Origin of the sequence: Rosistilla oblonga, assembly GCF_007751715.1 — a bacterium.
In the GTDB taxonomy this organism is placed as follows: domain Bacteria; phylum Planctomycetota; class Planctomycetia; order Pirellulales; family Pirellulaceae; genus Rosistilla; species Rosistilla oblonga.
Window position 1 is genome coordinate 5,242,472 of the sequence record NZ_CP036292.1, and the last position, 17,227, is coordinate 5,259,698.

The following is a 17,227-nucleotide window of genomic DNA, read 5'->3' on the forward strand; positions in this document are numbered from 1 at the left end:
CACACCACCCCCAAACGCCAGACGATCGGCAAACCGTGGCCGATTGCCAGTTGGCGTTTGGGGGAAGTGGGCGCAATCACAAACGACGGATGCGGATTTTCCAAGCGGTGGGCGGTGGGGAGGGGTTCGGGCGTCGCCTCCAGCGCCGCCGCGGAGGGGGGCCAGCGTTTAACGCTCGCGGTAGACGATTCTGCCCTTAGTCAGATCGTAAGGAGACAGCTCCACACGGACCTTGTCGCCCGGCACGATACGGATAAAGTGCTTTCGCATCCGTCCGGCGACGTGCGCAAGAACCTCGCTCCCAGTTTCCAGCTGAACGCGGAATCGCGTGTTTGCCAGGGCCTGAGTTACTGTACCTTCCACCTCAAATGCTTCTTCGTTCTTTGCCATAGACCTCTCAACAACCAAGCAGAACGTTTGCCTTGCAAGCCGCTCGCTCGTACTATTTCGATGATTCACAATGCGGCGGACGCCGCGGTATCGGATGGGTTTCTGCGTCGAGCTGATGATAAGCGCGACGCCAAATATTTGGTTTGTTCAGCATTTATATACCATCGACCCGGTTCCGGTCTACCGAAGCCGCCGTTTTGTTCGATATTGAATCCGACCAGCGGCCCGACTCAACGCCGCTGCAGCCAAAATCGCGGGGCTAGCATTCCCCTTGGCTACATTCACCCGATCGAATGGACGACAACTAACTTTATCGCCGCTGGGACATTCCCAAGGCCGTTTCGAAACCACCCTCGACGCCCTACATACGAGTTCTTCGCATGGCTGAACAACACAGCAGACATCAAGAAAAGATCATCAAAAATTATTACCGCAATCGCGACCAAATCGCGCTGCAGCGGTCTCAAGAACTTGTCACCGAACTCTATCTGACGACCGGAAAGAAACGCGAACAGGTTTGGAAGAACCTGGCGGGACACTTAGAGAAACTCGGTCTACCCGCCGCTCAGATCACGCACCTGCAGGAACAAGACGATCCCGCGGTGATCGCCGAAGTGATCCAGAAGTACGCCTAACGCGAACCGCCACGCTGATTCGGAACCAACCGAAACCGAGCGATCATCGAAGCGGCGAAGCACAACTGCGCCCCGTCGCTTCGCCCCTCATCAAAAGCAACTAAAACCGGGAAACGGCCCTCCGGCGAGTTTCCCGAGCAGCGACCGTACTGCGAATCCTCTCCATTGCGAGCTCCTTCGGCTCCTCCCTCCGCAGATTCCCACGCATCGTTGGAATCCGGTAGCGGCACTTGCTACGACAAAGGGGTTCGTTTGTATCCCTATTCGCCGTGAGGCAACGTCGATGTCAACTGCCACGTTCGACCGCGAAACGCTTGCCCATTGGTACGCGGCGGAGCATCTGCAAACCGATCCGGGCATCGCCAAAGTCATCTACCTTCCTCAAGGTGCCGGGCCGCGTGAGATCCGGTTTCTCGAAATCAACACCTCCATCGATGAAGGCCCATCGAATCGCCCGCTGTTGCCTATCGACTTTGGTGTCGACACGGGACAACAGAGCGCTCACAAACTCTACGTCGTCGACCTCACGCCTCAGCAATGGGACCAAGTGCTGAAGAAAGAAATAGCATTACCCGAGGGCTGGTCGTTGGATTCGAAAGAAGAGTTCCCATGTGAATGAGGCGCAGTCGCTTTGGTGGCAGCAGGCCAAGTCGGACCATGAAGTTTTCGAGCTTCTCCGCGGCGAAGGCGTACCTGCCTGCCACAGCCTGCACTATCTGCAAATGGCGACAGAGAAATTGGCGAAGGCATCGTTTTGGGCAAACAACGATCCCCCCGCAATGCGACACGTTGGCTTCGCACAGTTTCTCCGGCGATTCGGCAACACGCCTCGTCGTCATCGAAATCGAATCGCTCTGCTTTTTGGTTTCGGCCAATTCTCTGGCTTTCAAACATGGATTCGGTCGGCCATTCCACTCGCTCGCCAGATTGACCAGGTTTCGCCAGCAGTCATTCGCGACGGCCCAAACTCCGAATATCCCTGGCCACACGACGCTCCCATCGCTTGTCCTGCGCAATATCACTTTGCCGTTTGGGATGAATTAAAAAAGTCTCAGGGCCGCAAACTGATGCGTTTCACATCGACAGCAATCAAACGCTTCCCCGATTACGCGAGCGGCGGATAACTCTCTGCGGGCGATCGCGAGACAAGTATTCATTTGGCTATCAGCTTCCGTCATAATAGCGGCAAGCCCTGGGCTCTCTTCTTCAGGCAACGACCTCTATTTTCGCAAAGGCACCTCATGAATCGATCCCCATTGGCTGCGCCGCGGTTTCTTGCCATCGCCCTGATCCTATCGATCTTGCCAACGCTCGTCGTTGGAGCGGCGCGAGCCGACGATGCCAAGCATCCCAACATCGTCTTTATCCTGGCCGATGATATGGGCTGGAACCAACCGGGTTTTAACGGCGGCGATTCCGAACTGACGCCTCACCTGGACAGCTTGGCATCCCAGAGCGTTCGGCTGACGCAGTTCTACAGCCATTCGGTCTGCGCCCCAACACGCGGCGCACTGCTGACCGGTCGCTACGCGTTTCGCAACTGGATGGACTGGCGATCGGAAGATTTTGGCAAACCGAGCTATCTGAAAAAGCTTGGTTTGACGTTGGCTCACAACGATCGCGGCGAGCCGACACGGCGGATCCACGCGTTGGATACCAATGAGCGGACGGTGGCCGAAGCGTTGCAAGAAGCTGGCTATTTCACGGGGATCGTCGGCAAGTGGCACTGCGGCGAATGGCTCGACGAACACCTGCCGATGGCTCAAGGTTTCAACCACCAATACGGACACTACGCCTGGGGCGTCGATTACTACACCAAGACGATCGAGCACAACGCGCCGGCTCGGTTTGCCGTTTACGATTGGCATCGCAATCAGCAACCGATTCAAGAAGAGGGTTATACGACCGACTTGATCGCGGCCGAAGCACAGCGGGTGATCGCTAGCCAGTCGGCCGACAAGCCTTTCTTTTTGTACGTTCCGTTTAACGCGGTCCATGGTCCGCTGAACGATCCGCCGCGTTACACCGACAAACTCGACGTCCGCCAAGCGATGCTCAAGTGCCTCGACGACGCGGTTGGCAAGATTGTCGCAGCGGTCGATCAAAGCGACTTTGCCCAAAACACGCTTGTCGTTTTTGCGAACGACAACGGGCCGGTACTGGAAGAGATGAGCAAGCCGTACCGGGGCACGAAGAACACGACATTTGAAGGTGGCGTACGCGTTCCCTGCTTGGTCCGCTGGCCCGGGCATGGCGATGCCGGCAGCTCCAACGACGGCATGATGTTCATCGCCGATTGGTACACGACCTGTGTCGCGTTGGCCGGTGGATCGCACGAACAACCGTTGCCAGTCGATGGCCTCGACATGACCGGAATGCTCTTCGGCGGTGAACCAAGTCCTCGCGATGAGATCATCTTCGAGGTGACCGGCAGCGTTCGCCTGCCGACCATTCGCAGCGGCGATTGGAAGCTGATGGGAGATGTTCTTTACAACATCAAGACCGATCCGTACGAGACGACCGATGTGGCCGATCAGCATCCGCAGGTCGTCCGCCGACTCGCCGATCGTTTGGCGGAAGTTGGCCGCCAGCGTCCGCCGCTTGGGGACAAGCCGCTGCTGATGGATCCGCCGCTGCCCTACATCTACGGTCAGAAAGAGAGTCTCGCGCCGCCGGCTTGGCTCAAACAAGCTGTCGATGCGGTCCGCGCGAAACAGCCGCAGCAATGGGCTCCGGGAGAAACGCCCTGGCCGCAAGCTCCCGTCGGCGCCAACGCGGCCAAGCAATAGGGCGGCGCGGCTACAGCTGAACCCAACCCGGCCGCTGGGGCTTTTGCACATTCAAGTGATGGCCGCGAATCACATGGGGCACCCACAGCGATTGCTGAATCAGATCGATCAGCGTGTTGGGGTCCAGCGGCTTGAACAGGCAGCGAGCTGGCGAGATCGGGTCGAGCCGCGTCTCCAGCCCAGCCCAACAGCTTTCCGCGATCAGGATCACAGGGACGTCGGCCAACGATTCGGGATGCAGCTCGCGAAGCGCGTGGATTTGATCGATCGCAGCGGCCGCATCATCGGCGACATCCCACACAATCATATCGATCGGCCGTTGCTCGACCGCCTTGCAAGCCGCTTTGGCGTTGCGAGCGCAATAACATTCGTAACCTTGCGAATCGATCACCGCCGCAAGCGCGGTCAGGCTCACGGGGCGGGGGTCGACGACCAACAGGGTCGCGCCGCTGCGGTGCCGGTGGGTAATGTGAGACATGGCTTCGTTCCTCGTCATTTCAAAGACCGGGCGAACCACGTTGGCAACGGCAGGGGCATCCCGACGCTTGCCTTCGCGGGCCCATCTGGAACAAAATCGGCACTAAAATCGATCCGCTTGTAATCCGATTGGGTAATTCTTGACGATTTGTCAGGCAATGGCTCGGTTTGGTGCGGTTGCAGCAAATAACCGCAAGTCTACAATCGCCCCAGCGAGCCGATCGACTGCGGACGACCTGGGGCTGCGGATTCCGCCCCCCTCCGGTGTCAAAAGTCTGCAGCCGCCCTCGTTTTCTTCCCTCTTTCCGTTAACGCTTGATTCCACGATGAATAATTCTCCCGACGACGCTCTGAACGACGATGGCGATCACCAACGCGCGCGACGCGAAAAACTGGCGAAACTGAACGCCGCCGGAGTCGATCCGTGGGGCCAGCGATTCGACGACCGGTCGATGATCCACGAGGTGCGGCAACGGGCCGAAGAGGTCAAATTCAAGCTGGAAGATGGGACGCTGGTCGAACTGCCCGATTTCGATCAACCCGACCTTGAATACCGTCAATGGAAATCGGACCAGGGACCGGGGGCGGAGATCGGACCTCAGGTTCGCGTCGCCGGCCGGATCATCCTGATGCGACCGACGGGCAAGCTGGTCTTCCTGAACCTCCGCGACATGACCGGCGATATCCAGATCTTCATCGGCAAGAACCAGGTCGGCGAAGAGAACTTTGCGCTCTCCAAGCTGTTCGATCTGGGCGATCTGGTTGGCGTCGACGGGCGTCTGGGGCGAACCAATACCGGCGAACTGACTGTCTTTGCCGAACGCTTGCACTTCCATTGCAAGATGCTCGAGCCACCACCCGAGAAACATGCCGGCCTGGCCGACGTGGAACTGCGTCAACGGATGCGTTACCTCGACTTGGTTTACACCGATGGAGTCCGCGACACGTTCCTGAACCGCACTCGAATCGTGAAAAGCATTCGCGAGACGTTGGACCAAGAGAGCTTCTGGGAAGTCGAAGGGCCGACGCTGCACACGATCGCCGGTGGCGCCGCAGCTCGCCCTTTCACGACGCACCACAATGCGTTGAACATGGACCTGACGATGCGGATCGCGTTGGAATTGCATCTGAAGCGACTGTTGGTCGGCGGCATCGAACGCGTCTACGAACTGGGCCGCGTCTACCGTAACGAAGGGATCAGCCCACGGCACAATCCCGAGTTCACGATGCTGGAATGCTACCAAGCGTACGGCGATTACGAATCGATGATGGACCTGACCGAAAAGCTTGTCGTCAACGCGATCGACGCGATCGGCGGTGGTTACAAGCGAAAATTCGGCGACGTCGAAATCGATTTCACTCCGCCGTTTGCACGCCATAAATACGACGACCTCGTCGCCCAGCATACCGGGATCGATCCCCACGACGCCGAACAATTGACCGCGTATGCGAAAAGCGTCGGCCTCGATCCGACCGGCAAACACCCCGACGTGATCAAAAACGAAATCTTCGAAGAGAAGGTCGAAGACACGTTGGTCGGTCCCGTTTTTGTGATCGATTACCCCGCCAGCATCTGCCCGCTGACCAAACGCAAGACCGACAATCCCGCGATCGCTGAACGCTTTGAAATGTTCATCTGCGGGATGGAACTGGCCAACGCCTACACCGAACTAAACGACCCCGATCTTCAGGAACAACTGTTCAAGACTCAATTGGACGGTCAAGAGGAAGAGGATTCGATGGCCAAGATGGACAACGACTTCATCAAAGCCCTCCGTCACGGCATGCCTCCAGCAGGTGGTTTGGGCGTCGGAATCGATCGATTGGTGATGCTGTTGACCGATTCGAAGAGCATCCGCGACGTGATTTTGTTCCCGCTTTTGCGGCACATCGACTGATCGCTCGGCATATCGTTTGCACGCTAAAACTCCTGATTCTTTTTTGTGTCAGGAGGAGTGTGATGAACGACAAATTTGTAGCTCGAGAGTGGAACGATCTCTGCCACCGCGTAACGCGTACCGCCAGTCGACTTGGACGGCGGTTCGACCGAAGCGACCATTTCGGGCAGGAAGCTCACGATTTCTGTGCTCTCGCCCCGCCAGAGAGCTATCCCGAACTACTGCTACGGGTTCGGGAAGCGGCCGAGCTAGCTAAGGCTTGGCAGGCGCCGCTGCCATCTTGCGGCCGGTTGAGCGAAAATTCGATCGACGAGGCGTTGGACGAGTCGTTTCCAGCGAGCGATCCCCCCGCCTGGACCGCTTCGATGGTTTAGAACCCTCTGCAGCGCCGGACCTCTGGACGACTGGAAATCGCCCTCGCCAGCGATTAACCTACAGCTTACCCGAACGCCCGTAGATATACCTCTACGGGCGATCGCCCACCCTGTGCAACCATGCTTCGGTTGTCTCAATGATCGTCTACGGAAACCGACATCTCTGCCTTCCTCAAAACCCACGACAATATCTGATGGTTAACACTCGAATCACTGGCTGGCTTGCGATCACTTGCTTGATGCTTGGTACAACATTCGCCGACGACAAGGCCGCCGAACCGGCGAAGCCCGCTGCCGCGGCAGAAGCGAAACCCGAGGCGAAAAAGCCTGAAGAGAAGAAAGACGTAAAGCCGGAGGCGAAGAAAGAAGCGAAGCCTGAGGCGAAGGCCGAGCCTAAGAAAGAAGATAAACCGGAACCAAAGAAGGAAGCCAAGCCCGAGCCCAAAAAAGAAGCGAAGCCGGCGCCGAAAAAGGAAGCGAAGCCAGCGGCGAAGCCCAAGGAAATGAAGGCTGAAGCAAAGCCGGAAGAGAAAAAGCCGGAAGCCAAGCCAGCGCCGACCTTCCCCGACAAGGCGCTCGAAGCGGCTGTGCGAGCCGAGGTTTTCGCGAAGCGATACAACAACGAACCGATCACCGCCGAGGACGTAAAGAACATCTCGCGTGTTGTTGGCAAGGGAAAAGGGATCAAGAGTCTCGAAGGCCTGCAACACTGCAAAGCGATCATGCTGATCGATTTGGAAGACAACGAGATCTCCGACCTCGGGCCGATCAAGGACCTCACCCGCCTGCAATCGGTCACCTTGGCAGGGAACAAGATCAGCGACATCAAACCGCTGGCTGGATTGGTCAAGATGCAGCTGTTGGATCTGTCGCGGAACCAAGTCAGCGACCTGGCACCGCTGAAAGCGATGTCGAACCTGCGAACCTTGTACGTCGCCGACAACAAACTGGCGACGCTGGCACCGATCGCCGAACTGACCAAAATTTGGTCGCTTGACGCCGCGGGGAATCAGATCAGCGACCTCAGCCCGCTGTCGAACCTCGGTTGGCTGACGACGTTGGACATCCAACGCAACGCGGTTGCCGACCTCAGCCCGCTGAAGTCGCTGGACGATCTCGACTTCATGCTGCTTCAGGACAACAAGATCACCGACCTGAGCGTCTTGGTCGAGATGTGCAAGAAGGACTTCGAAGGGTCGAAGCGATTCGCCCCCTTCCTGAAGCTGTACGTGAAAGGGAATCCGCTTTCGGACGACGCGAAGAAGCAACAACTGGCCAAGCTGAAAGAGTTTGGAACACGCGTCCACGCAGAATAATCGCGGCCCTAAAATTTCGAGCGAGCGGGCCGATTTTGCCCGCCCGCTCGAACAGTTCTCTGCAGGCCGACTGCCCTTATTTCTCCGATCGCTTCCGCAGTTGCGGGGCCAAATATTTGGCCGTCTCATCAGCGATCACGTTGTACCCGGCAAGATTCGGATGCCGATCTCGCGTCCAGCCCGGCAGATGCCCCAGAATCGCATCCAATTCGTTCCCCATCACTTCGACGCTGGGGCCGTTCACAAACGGCTTGACCAGTTCGTGGTACTTGGCCGGAATCTTGGCGAGTGCATAGCGGCGATAGTTGAGCATGTTGTAGCCCTTCTCCAACTCCGCAGCGTAACGCGGATAGATGTCGAACACTTCCAACTGTTCCTCCTTGGCAACGCCGCGAATCAGATCGTTGATCTGCACGCTTGCCTCTTCTCCCGAAAACGGGATCACTGTCATCGGAATCAACACCGCGTCGGGATGGTCGACGCGAAGTCGAGCGATCAGTTTCTTAAAGTCGGCGGGAAAGTCGTCGACAAAATTGTCGAGCCGCGCCCGATCGTTGATGCCATAGCGGATGAAAATGTAATCGAGCCCCGGCAGCTTGGCGACGTCGCGGTCGTAGCGATTCGAATCGAACAGCCGGCGGATGTATTCGCCACTGAGACTCGAATTGATCACATCGCAAGCCGGCAGATCCCCTTCCGCCGCCAACAACTGTTCCAAGACCGTCTCCAGATGCGGTCCTTCGGGACGGATCCGTCGCGGCACGCTCCCTTCGGTCGTGCTGTCGCCGAGCAATAAGATCTGCACGCGACCTTCGTGTTCGGCGACGGCTTGGTTGGATGGGAACGGGTTGATCAGAAACGCGGTGAACAGAGCGATCGCGGCAAACGAGCGACTGAAACCACGACGGTCGATGGGAAGCATCATCGGTGGGAAGCCTTGCAGGTAGGAAAGTGGTGGGACGAGCAGGCCCCATGGTGGCTCAATCGAGAGCCGATTGCAAGTTTGCCGCGAGCGACGCGAAGACGAGTAAGTTACCGCGATCTAAGTGAATCAGCCGCCATGCGTTAGCGTCCGGTTGCCAGTAGAACCAGACGCTAACGCGTGGCGGTTTAGTCACAACCAGCTTCCTTGCATTAGCCGTTTGGGCGTTAGCCCCGGTTTAGTGGCAGCGGAACCGGGGCTAACGCCCAATCGGCTGATTAAACCGACAAGACGCTAACGCGTGGCGGCTGATACCTCTAACAGAAACGCTGATTTGACCTGTGGAAGCCTCACTGTGCAAACAAAAAAACGCCCTGTCGCGATGACAGGGCGTTTGGAGTTTTTACTAACCGCTTTCAAACAGTTGCCGATTAGGCGAATGGGTTGTACTTGCCGGGAACCGGATGTGGGTATTTGCCATCTTCGCCGGGCACGGTTGGTGGAACCGAATCGATCGTGTATTCATCGATGCCTGGGCAGATGTCCTTGCCTTCGGCCAGCAGTTGATCCCACTTGATCACCTTGCCCGAGTAGCAAGCTTCGCGGCCCAGGATCGCGGTGAAGGTGCTCTTCGCACCATATTCACCTTCGTTGTAGATCTCGCCCGCCATCAGAGCTTCGATCAAATCGTGTTGCTCTTGTTGATGACCGTTCAGGCGTTGTCCTTCGAACTTCCACGCGTTCGGACCGGTGATCGATCCCGATGGATCGGCGGTACCCTTGGAACCGTGAACCGCTTCGCCGACGTGAGTCCACGATCCGGCCAAATGGCGTCCTTGGCTGAACATCTTCGTGCCGTCGGCGAAGGTGTATTCGCAGAACGTGTGATCGAAGATCTGGCTCTTGGTGGCATCGCCTCCCATTCGCATCTCGCGACCGCCCATGCCGTTGCATTCGACAGGGTACGATCCCTTAACCCAGCAACCGACGTCGAGGTTGTGGATGTGTTGTTCGCAAATCTGATCGCCGCAAACCCAGTTGAAGTGGTACCAGTTGTTGCACTGGAACGCCATTTCCGACTGGCCTTCAGTCTTTGGGCGGTACCAGATTCCGCCGCCGTTCCAGTAGACGCGTTGTGCGATCACGTCGCCGATAGCGCCGTTGTGGATGCGGTCGATCGTTTCGATGTATTGTGGTTCGTGGCGGCGTTGCAGACCGATACCGACCATCAGGTTCTTCTTCTTCGATTCTTCGACCGACTTCAGCACGCGGCGAACGCCTGGTGCGTCGACGGCAACCGGCTTCTCCATGAAGATGTGGCGTCCCTTGTTAACCGCATATTCGAACTGTTGCGGCTTGAAACCAGGAGGAGTCGCGATCACAACCAGATCGCAATCGACGTCGATCGCTTGCTTGTAAGCGTCCAGACCGGTGAAGATCCGTTCCTTAGGAACGTCGACCTTGTCTTTGTGCTTGTTGGCCAAGCTCTTGATCGAACGTTCGGCCTTGTCGCCAAAAGCGTCAGCGACGGCAACCAGCTTGGTGTTCCCCTTGGTGTTCATGATCTGCATCGCGGCACCGGTACCACGACCACCACAACCGACGACAACAAATCGGATTTCGTCGCTGCCAGCAGCATGCGCGGTACGGGCGATCGAACTGGTCAAAGCCGCTCCCGTGGCGGCAATCGTCGACGTTTTCAAAAAGCCTCGACGTGTGGAGTCGTTCTGCATCATTGGGATCCTTGGTTCATTTATTAGGCGAAATTAAAGCTGCACGCGTTGCCCGATCCCGACCCTATTCTGGCAAAATAGGGGACGGCGACCAACTCACAGCGATCAGTGTCGTCTTCGCATTATATACGAATGATTTCCGCGAGGGGACGGCGATTACTCCCTTTTTCGCCGCCCAAGGGCTGCGAATCGCCCAACGATCGACTCGACCGTCGGAATCGTTCGCACAGCCCCTTTTTAGCGGGCCTGAACCTGCAACCGCGTCTCGTCGCCGACGCCATCGGGCGACTGGCGGCTGGTCGCTTCGGCCCGCACGGTCATCAATTGCGGCTGATTTCCCGTGATTAACACCGTGTAGCGAATCGCCTCACCCGCCCTCAACTGGCTGATCGGTTGCAGCCGGACGATCCCATCGGCGGAGATGTTTTCGACGGGATCCCCTTGGAACATCGTCGATTGCACCGCCTCCAGCCGCGTTCCGGCTGGCAACAGGATGCTCAGGATGACATCGTCCTCGGGAACGTTCCGATTGTTCGTCACGACCAAGTCGAGCGAGATTCGATCGCCGACGACAACCGGGTTGTCGCGAGATTCGATGTCGACCTGCAAGCCGCCGATTCCGCTGCCGACCGCACCGGGCGTTTGTGCCGGTGGCGTCGATGGACCCGGAATCGGAGTCGTGCTGCCGTTGATTGGCGGTGCACCAATCGGTGGCGGCTGGGGCGTCGGTTGTTGCGGCGGCTGAGCTGGCTGCGGCGTGACTGCCGGTCCCGTCGCAGGGGGCGGAGCCACAGTCCTTGCTAACACCTGCAACGTCGTATCGGCCGATGCGTTGGCACCTTGTTCCGACGAGACCGCTACATCCAATCGAGCCACGCCGGGGCGACCGTCGACGCGGAACTGTCCTTCGACCAACTGTTCTTCTCCAGGCTGAATGCTTGGCAGGATCCAGCTGACGGTGAAGATCCCAAGCTGGGACGACTCGTAACCGTTGGTGAATTGCAACGCAGTCAACGCGGGATCGTAGGTGGCCACGACGCGAACGTCGGTCAGCGGTACGGTCCCGTTGTTGTAGACGAAGTACTTCACCAACACTTCCTCACCCTGTTGCACCGACTGGCTGCCGGTCACGATGCGAGCCGAAACCATCGGGTTCGCGGGTGGCGGATTGACCGCGTTGACGCAGGCCGTTTCCGTCGCTCTCTGAGCGTTTCCGCCGGTTGCGGTCACTTGGACACACCGCTGCCCCGGTTCACGCACCTGGTAGGTCGCTTGAATCGTCCAAGGCTTATTAGGCAGCAAAGGCTCTTCCAAGACTTTCACCACATGCTGTTGCCACTGACCGGTGTCGGCGGCAAAGGCCAACAGCCCTTGATCCCCTTGAGCGTGCACTTGGACGCCCGAGATCGGTTGATCGCCGTTGTTGCGTACTTCAATATTGAACGTCGTCTCTTGCCCTACCTCGGCACGAGCGTTCGGATCGGCTGGCGTAATCGTCACGACCAGGTTCCGTTGGACGACGGTCACGTTAACGGTATCCTCGGCAAACGTGTTCTCCGCTCCACGAGCCTGCACCGGAATCTGGAAGCTCGCTTTGGCGCGAACGTTCAATTCGATGTCAAGTTGCGTCTGAGCGGGCAGGTTGTCGATGTCCCACAAAATCTGAGCTCCGACCAACGTATGTTGCGCGGGCACTCGGCTGCCATCAGCTTGGATCAACGAGGTGCTGACCAGTTCGACGCCAGGCGGCAGTTCGGTCAAAACGCGAACGTTTTCCGCAGTCAAATCGCCCGAGTTGGAGACGTTGATGCCGATCGCAAACTCTTCGTCGCGAGCGACAAACGGCGGGGCACCGGTTCGAACGACCAACCGTGGTGCCGACCAAGTGACCATCGTCTGACCAGCTCCCAACGTCATCCGCGGCAACGCTTCGTCGAGTCCCGCGGGACGGATCACTGTGGTTTGAATGAACGCGGTTCCGGCAACCGGTGCGATCGGACGCAGGATCGCGGTGGCATCACCATTTTCGTTGACGACCGCTTCGATCACCGCTTGCGGTTGCGATTGCCCATTGTCGAACAGTGCGACTTCAGGATTCATCACCTGATAGCGAACCTTCCAGCCCGATGCTGGCAGTTCACCCTCTTTGCGAGTCACATGTGTGGTCAGTTGAGCTTGTTCGCCAGCCCGCAGATTCAGCGGCGCAGGGAATTGCCAATGCGCATCGACCCAGTAGATCGTGGCGGTCGCTTTGCGTTGATCCCAGCAATCGCTTTCGGGGGCCATCACCGTGACGCGGCTGATCCCTTCGCTGGGCGAGCTGATCGACAACCAAGTCTCTCCCTTTTTCACGGGCACATCGTCGCCGCGGCGGAGGTTCCCACGCGTGATCAACGATGCGACGGTGCTGGTCCGCCCAAGCGCATAGCTGCCGGTTTTCTTTTCGACTGGGTTGCGAGCGACCAAGCGATGCAACGCTCCTTGTTTATCGTCGCCGACGTCGATGAAGGTGCCGACGCTATCGGGCGTCAACATCCATTCCAACGGTTCTCCGGTCATCAGGTAACCGTCGGTTCCACAAACACCGGAAAGCAAGACAACTTCGCCGCCGACCGGCGCGATGATCTTGCGATGGTTCAATAGGATCCGGCCGCGTTTGCCTCGATCGGGCAGATGCAACAACTTGCGCAGGTCGCAATGTTTGTCGAACAGAACCGCTTTGGGACCGTCGGCGCACTCGTCGACCACTTTGGCTGGTGGCGGGGGGGGAGCGGTCTGCGGAACGCCCGCACCTTGCAGGCAGGGGGGCGGCGGCGCGGGATCGGTGAATGCCGGTTCGGGCAGGCACCCAAACGGCCCACAGCCATTTTGCAATTTATCGGTGCAAGGCAGCGTGAGTGTCGTAGTATTCGGGCATGGCAGGAAAAAGCACTCGCCCGTCGGATCGATCGCCGGCAATTGCAATTGAGTGCAACCGGTGACGCATGGCATCAACAGAAAGCACGCCAAAAGCGCAGCGGTGAAGTGGTGGTGGGTCCTTGTAGCAAACATCGCTCTTGCAGTTTTTGCGGGTTCCACAAACGAATCCGTTCAGGCAGACCTTGCCCGCAGAAACCTAGCATTCACATGGCGCAATGATGCCTGGATGCAACATTTGGCGTTGATAATTCGCCACGTTTGCGTACCTTGCGCACGACCCTAACGACTGCAACGATTCTCGGGGCCCCAGCAGTGGCGGTAATCGTCGCGACATTCGGTCCAAAGGCCCGCCCGAAATTCGCGACGAGTCCTGTTATGTACCGCGTCGTAGGATCGCCCCGTTGGGGCTCCGCCGCCGTTTTTATCGCCCCCAAAACCCAGGGCGTTGCCCTGGGCTGGCGCAGCACCGGCCACGTTGGGCCTGTCGAACGAGAATATGTTGAGCGCTATCGTTTAACCGCGGCGGCAACGCCCCGCGCGTCCACACGCATCGCGACGCCGTCCCGTTGGAGCGCCGCCGTCGTTTGCGCCGCCACCAAACCCCAGGGCGATGCCCTGGGCTGGCGCGGCCCCGTTGGGCCTGCCGAACAAGAACATGCTTGAGCGCAATCGTTTAACCGCGGCGGCAACGCCCCGCGCGTCCAAACACATCGCCACGCCGTCCCATTGGGGCGCCGCCGTCGTTTGCGCCGCCAACAACCCCAGGGCGATGCCCTGGGCTGACATAGCGCCGGCCCCGTTGGGCCTGCCGCACAAGAACATTTTGAGCACAATCGTTTAACCGCGGCGGCAACGCCCCGCGCGTCCAAACACATCGCCACGCCGTCCCATTGGGGCGCTGCCGTCGTTTGCGCCGCCACCAAACCCAGGGCGATGCCCTGGGCTGACATAGCGCCGGCCCCGTTGGGCCTGCCGAACGAGAACATGTTGAGCGCAATCGTTTAACCGCGGCGGCAACGCCCCGCGCGTCCACACGCATCGCGACGCCGTCCCGTTGGAGCGCCGCCGTCGTTTGCGCCGCCACCAAACCCCAGGGCGATGCCCTGGGCTGGCGCGGCCCCGTTGGGCCTGCCGAACAAGAACATGCTTGAGCGCAATCGTTTAACCGCGGCGGCAACGCCCCTCGCGTCCAAACGCATCGCCACGCCGTCCCATTGGGGCGCCGCCGTCGTTTGCGCCGCCAACAACCCCAGGGCGATGCCCTGGGAAAACAATCGATCCACGCTCGCTGCACCGACTAATGCGCCAGCAGAAATTCGCTGCTGCTTAGAACACTCCAGACGAGATCCTCCAACGCTTGGCGTCGGTCCTCTTCTCCCTGCAGCGACGCGAGCAGCGCTTCCCGCTCTTGGGCGGTCGGTTGACGCGACAAGGCGGCTAGAAAGACTTGATCGATGATCGTGCCATCGTCCAGCCCGTCGGCGATCCAACGCGACAGGCGATTTTCTTTCGCGGCCAGTTTCTGATTGATCGTGTCTCCGTTGCTCAGATGCAACACTTGGACCACGCTCGGTTCGTCGCTGCGCTCGCATTCACACGTAATGTCGCGGGTGTTGCGACCAAACGTTTGCAGGAAATAACTGGCGACCGCGGAATCATATAACTGCAACGCCCGCGTCCCCTTGGGATACAGATCGGTCTGCTGCATGTCGGCACCGGGGAACGAGATCTGCGTAAATTCCGTCGGCGCATCGGTCACGTCGGAGATCGCATCCAACAACACCTCCGCCATCAAACGACGCGGGTAATAGTGCGAGTAGAACCGCTTTTCCGCAGCGTTTTCCGGCAGCGATTGACTGCTCCGCTGATAGGTCTCCGATTGCAGAATCGTTCGCATCAGCGACTTCAAATCGAATCCGCTGTCGATCAAATGCTTCGACGCTGCGGCCAACAAAGCTTCGTTCGACGCGGGGTTGCTGACACGCATGTCGTCGACCGATTCCACCAGCCCAACACCGAAGAAGTTGGCCCAGACGCGATTGGTGATCGAGCGGGCGAAGTAGGGGTTTTCGGGCGAGGTCAGCCAATCGGCTAGGTATTCGCGGCGGTCGGCCGGATCGTCGATCTCCATCGGCGGTGCGTCCAGCGGCGCCGGAGGTTGCGGTTTGCCGATTAATGGTTGGATCAGATCGCCCCGATCCAGCACGACCAGCGTTCGATTGCCGTCGCCGTTGCGGCTGTCTCCGCCCCAGCCTTTGGCACGCACGCGAGCGAACAGGTTCGCCATCGCATAATATTGATCGTTGGTCCACTTTTCCAACGGGTGATTGTGGCACTTGGCGCACGCGATCGACAAACCGAGGAACGCCTGACTGGCGTTTTCGGTCATCTCTTCAGGCGTCTGATGATTCGCAAAAAAGTTGGTCGCTCCGTTTTCAAACGACGACCCGCGGGAGGTCAAGATCTCGCGGACAAACACATCCCAAGGCGTTCCCGCTTCGACATGGCTGCGGATCCATTTGTAAAACGATTCGACAGCCTTGGGTCGCAATTTCGATCCGTTGACCAACAGGATGTCCGACCAACGGTAGCTCCAGTAATCGACGAATTCGGGCTGCACCAACAACTGCTCGATCAATTGATCTCGCTTGTCGGGCGAATCATCCGCCAGATACGACAGGGTCTCGTCGATCGACGGCAGCCGTCCGATCGTGTCCAAATAAGCGCGACGCAGAAATTCGCTCTCCCCCGCCCGATCGCTGGGCGGAATGTTCAACTGTTTCAGTTGTTTCAGCACCTCGCGATCAATGAAGTTCCGCGGCTGCAGCTTTGCAAACTGCGCGTCGCTCACCTCTTGAGCATACGGAACGGTCACGTTGGCGATCACGATCTGACTGGCAAACCAAGCGGTGATCGCTCCCACGCCCGGCCCCGTGACCGTGACCATGCCTTGGTCGTCGACGCGTGCCGCCGCGTCGTTGGTGCTCGACCAACGAACCCACTGCGTGACGTCTTTGATTCGACCGTTGCTGTAGTGCGCACGGACAACCAATTGCTGTGTGTCTCCTTTTGCCAACCGGACCGCTTTGGGCAGGACTTCGATCTTCGCAAGCGTGGGATCCTCGTCGGCTGGCCCCGGAGCTCCGGCAGAGATCCAATCGAGCAGCAGCTTGTAATCGGCGGACTCCTTCGGCAACCGGACGCCTCCCTTGTGCGGGATCATCCCGCTCGGCTTGGCAACGATTAGGCTGCGCGCGGGATCGGCTAGTTCGACCCGGCGACCGCGCAACTGCTGCGAGATATTGAAGTAGTCGCCTTGGCTGTCATACCCCAACAACGACAACCGAAAGCCACCTTTGCCCGCCAATGCGCCATGGCACGCGCCGCTGTTGCAAGACGCTTTGGCCAACACGGCTTGCACATCGCTGGCGAACCGAATCGTTTGCGGAACGTCGGCCAAGCGAACGATCACCATCGCCGTTGCCGTGTTGCCCGCCGCATCGGTCGCGATCAATTCGGTCTGCCCTTCCCCCACCGCGATGACTCGCCCATCGGCGACGCGGACGAGCCCATCGGTCTTCGGTTTCAGGTCGACTCCGCCAGTGATCTGCCCCGCGACGCGGCCGTCGACAACCTGTTGGACCAGGAAACGCTGCGATGCCTCCTGCCCGGTCAGTTCAATCTTTTCGGGCAGAATGCGAAGCGTGGTTTGAGCGAGAGCAGCCGGCGCGAACGCAAGTGCGGCGGTCAGCAGAAGAGCGATACGTTGCATGA

Annotated in this window: 12 protein-coding genes; 6 read left to right on the top strand and 6 right to left on the bottom strand. The window is 58.8% G+C overall.

The features are described from left to right. Nucleotides 1-168: 168 nt before the first annotated feature. On the bottom strand, nucleotides 169-390 hold the full coding sequence (gene infA, locus CA51_RS18555) for a translation initiation factor IF-1 (RefSeq protein WP_145098705.1): 222 nt from the start codon (nucleotides 388-390) through the stop codon (nucleotides 169-171). Between the two features lie 380 nt (nucleotides 391-770). On the opposite strand from infA, the gene CA51_RS18560 reads away from it, so the two are divergent. The 3 genes from CA51_RS18560 (at nucleotide 771) to CA51_RS18570 (ending at nucleotide 3,814) form a co-directional block, all read left to right on the top strand. Beyond that, a complete protein-coding gene (locus CA51_RS18560) occupies nucleotides 771-1,025 on the top strand; it encodes a hypothetical protein (RefSeq protein WP_145122700.1) in 255 nt (84 codons plus the stop codon). A gap of 283 nt (nucleotides 1,026-1,308) precedes the next feature. Next, nucleotides 1,309-1,644, top strand: a complete 336-nt coding sequence (locus CA51_RS18565; RefSeq protein ID WP_145122701.1) for a hypothetical protein — start codon at nucleotides 1,309-1,311, stop codon at nucleotides 1,642-1,644. A gap of 622 nt (nucleotides 1,645-2,266) precedes the next feature. Continuing rightward, nucleotides 2,267-3,814: an arylsulfatase B gene (locus tag CA51_RS18570; RefSeq protein WP_145122702.1), complete on the top strand. Its 1,548-nt coding sequence runs from the start codon at nucleotides 2,267-2,269 to the stop codon at nucleotides 3,812-3,814. Between the two features lie 10 nt (nucleotides 3,815-3,824). Here the strand turns inward: CA51_RS18570 and CA51_RS18575 are convergent, their stop codons facing one another. Further along, on the bottom strand, nucleotides 3,825-4,292 hold the full coding sequence (locus CA51_RS18575; RefSeq protein WP_197451302.1) for a response regulator: 468 nt from the start codon (nucleotides 4,290-4,292) through the stop codon (nucleotides 3,825-3,827). Between the two features lie 325 nt (nucleotides 4,293-4,617). Here CA51_RS18575 and lysS point away from each other — a divergent pair, with 325 nt between their 5' ends. From lysS to CA51_RS18595, 3 genes are all read left to right on the top strand, one after another. After that, nucleotides 4,618-6,189 (top strand): lysine--tRNA ligase, encoded by a 1,572-nt coding sequence (gene lysS, locus CA51_RS18580; RefSeq protein ID WP_145122704.1) that lies wholly within the window; start codon nucleotides 4,618-4,620, stop codon nucleotides 6,187-6,189. Between the two features lie 62 nt (nucleotides 6,190-6,251). After that, complete coding sequence (locus CA51_RS18585; RefSeq protein WP_145122705.1) at nucleotides 6,252-6,563, top strand: hypothetical protein; 312 nt, start codon at nucleotides 6,252-6,254, stop codon at nucleotides 6,561-6,563. Between the two features lie 194 nt (nucleotides 6,564-6,757). Further along, nucleotides 6,758-7,879, top strand: coding sequence for a leucine-rich repeat domain-containing protein (locus CA51_RS18595; protein WP_197451303.1), 1,122 nt, complete (start codon nucleotides 6,758-6,760; stop codon nucleotides 7,877-7,879). A gap of 76 nt (nucleotides 7,880-7,955) precedes the next feature. On the opposite strand, the gene CA51_RS18600 is transcribed toward CA51_RS18595, so the two are convergent. The 4 genes from CA51_RS18600 to CA51_RS18615 form a co-directional block, all read right to left on the bottom strand. Next, nucleotides 7,956-8,804 (bottom strand): SGNH/GDSL hydrolase family protein, encoded by an 849-nt coding sequence (locus tag CA51_RS18600; protein WP_197451304.1) that lies wholly within the window; start codon nucleotides 8,802-8,804, stop codon nucleotides 7,956-7,958. Between the two features lie 428 nt (nucleotides 8,805-9,232). Continuing rightward, nucleotides 9,233-10,534, bottom strand: coding sequence for a Gfo/Idh/MocA family oxidoreductase (locus tag CA51_RS18605; RefSeq protein ID WP_145122708.1), 1,302 nt, complete (start codon nucleotides 10,532-10,534; stop codon nucleotides 9,233-9,235). 237 nt (nucleotides 10,535-10,771) lie between these two features. Continuing rightward, nucleotides 10,772-13,585: a COG1361 family protein gene (locus CA51_RS18610; RefSeq protein ID WP_145122709.1), complete on the bottom strand. Its 2,814-nt coding sequence runs from the start codon at nucleotides 13,583-13,585 to the stop codon at nucleotides 10,772-10,774. A 1,165-nt stretch (nucleotides 13,586-14,750) separates the two neighbouring features. Beyond that, entirely contained in the window at nucleotides 14,751-17,225 is a 2,475-nt protein-coding gene (locus tag CA51_RS18615) for a DUF1553 domain-containing protein (RefSeq protein ID WP_145122710.1), read from the bottom strand. Nucleotides 17,226-17,227 lie beyond the last annotated feature (2 nt).

Bases quoted from the DNA above. Each gene is read 5' to 3' on its own strand.
- infA (WP_145098705.1), bottom strand. From the start codon at position 390: ATGGCAAAGAACGAAGAAGCATTTGAGGTGGAAGGTACAGTAACTCAG.
- CA51_RS18560 (WP_145122700.1), top strand. From the start codon at position 771: ATGGCTGAACAACACAGCAGACATCAAGAAAAGATCATCAAAAATTAT.
- CA51_RS18565 (WP_145122701.1), top strand. From the start codon at position 1,309: ATGTCAACTGCCACGTTCGACCGCGAAACGCTTGCCCATTGGTACGCG.
- CA51_RS18570 (WP_145122702.1), top strand. From the start codon at position 2,267: ATGAATCGATCCCCATTGGCTGCGCCGCGGTTTCTTGCCATCGCCCTG.
- CA51_RS18575 (WP_197451302.1), bottom strand. From the start codon at position 4,292: ATGTCTCACATTACCCACCGGCACCGCAGCGGCGCGACCCTGTTGGTC.
- lysS (WP_145122704.1), top strand. From the start codon at position 4,618: ATGAATAATTCTCCCGACGACGCTCTGAACGACGATGGCGATCACCAA.
- CA51_RS18585 (WP_145122705.1), top strand. From the start codon at position 6,252: ATGAACGACAAATTTGTAGCTCGAGAGTGGAACGATCTCTGCCACCGC.
- CA51_RS18595 (WP_197451303.1), top strand. From the start codon at position 6,758: ATGGTTAACACTCGAATCACTGGCTGGCTTGCGATCACTTGCTTGATG.
- CA51_RS18600 (WP_197451304.1), bottom strand. From the start codon at position 8,804: ATGATGCTTCCCATCGACCGTCGTGGTTTCAGTCGCTCGTTTGCCGCG.
- CA51_RS18605 (WP_145122708.1), bottom strand. From the start codon at position 10,534: ATGCAGAACGACTCCACACGTCGAGGCTTTTTGAAAACGTCGACGATT.
- CA51_RS18610 (WP_145122709.1), bottom strand. From the start codon at position 13,585: ATGTTTGCTACAAGGACCCACCACCACTTCACCGCTGCGCTTTTGGCG.
- CA51_RS18615 (WP_145122710.1), bottom strand. From the start codon at position 17,225: ATGCAACGTATCGCTCTTCTGCTGACCGCCGCACTTGCGTTCGCGCCG.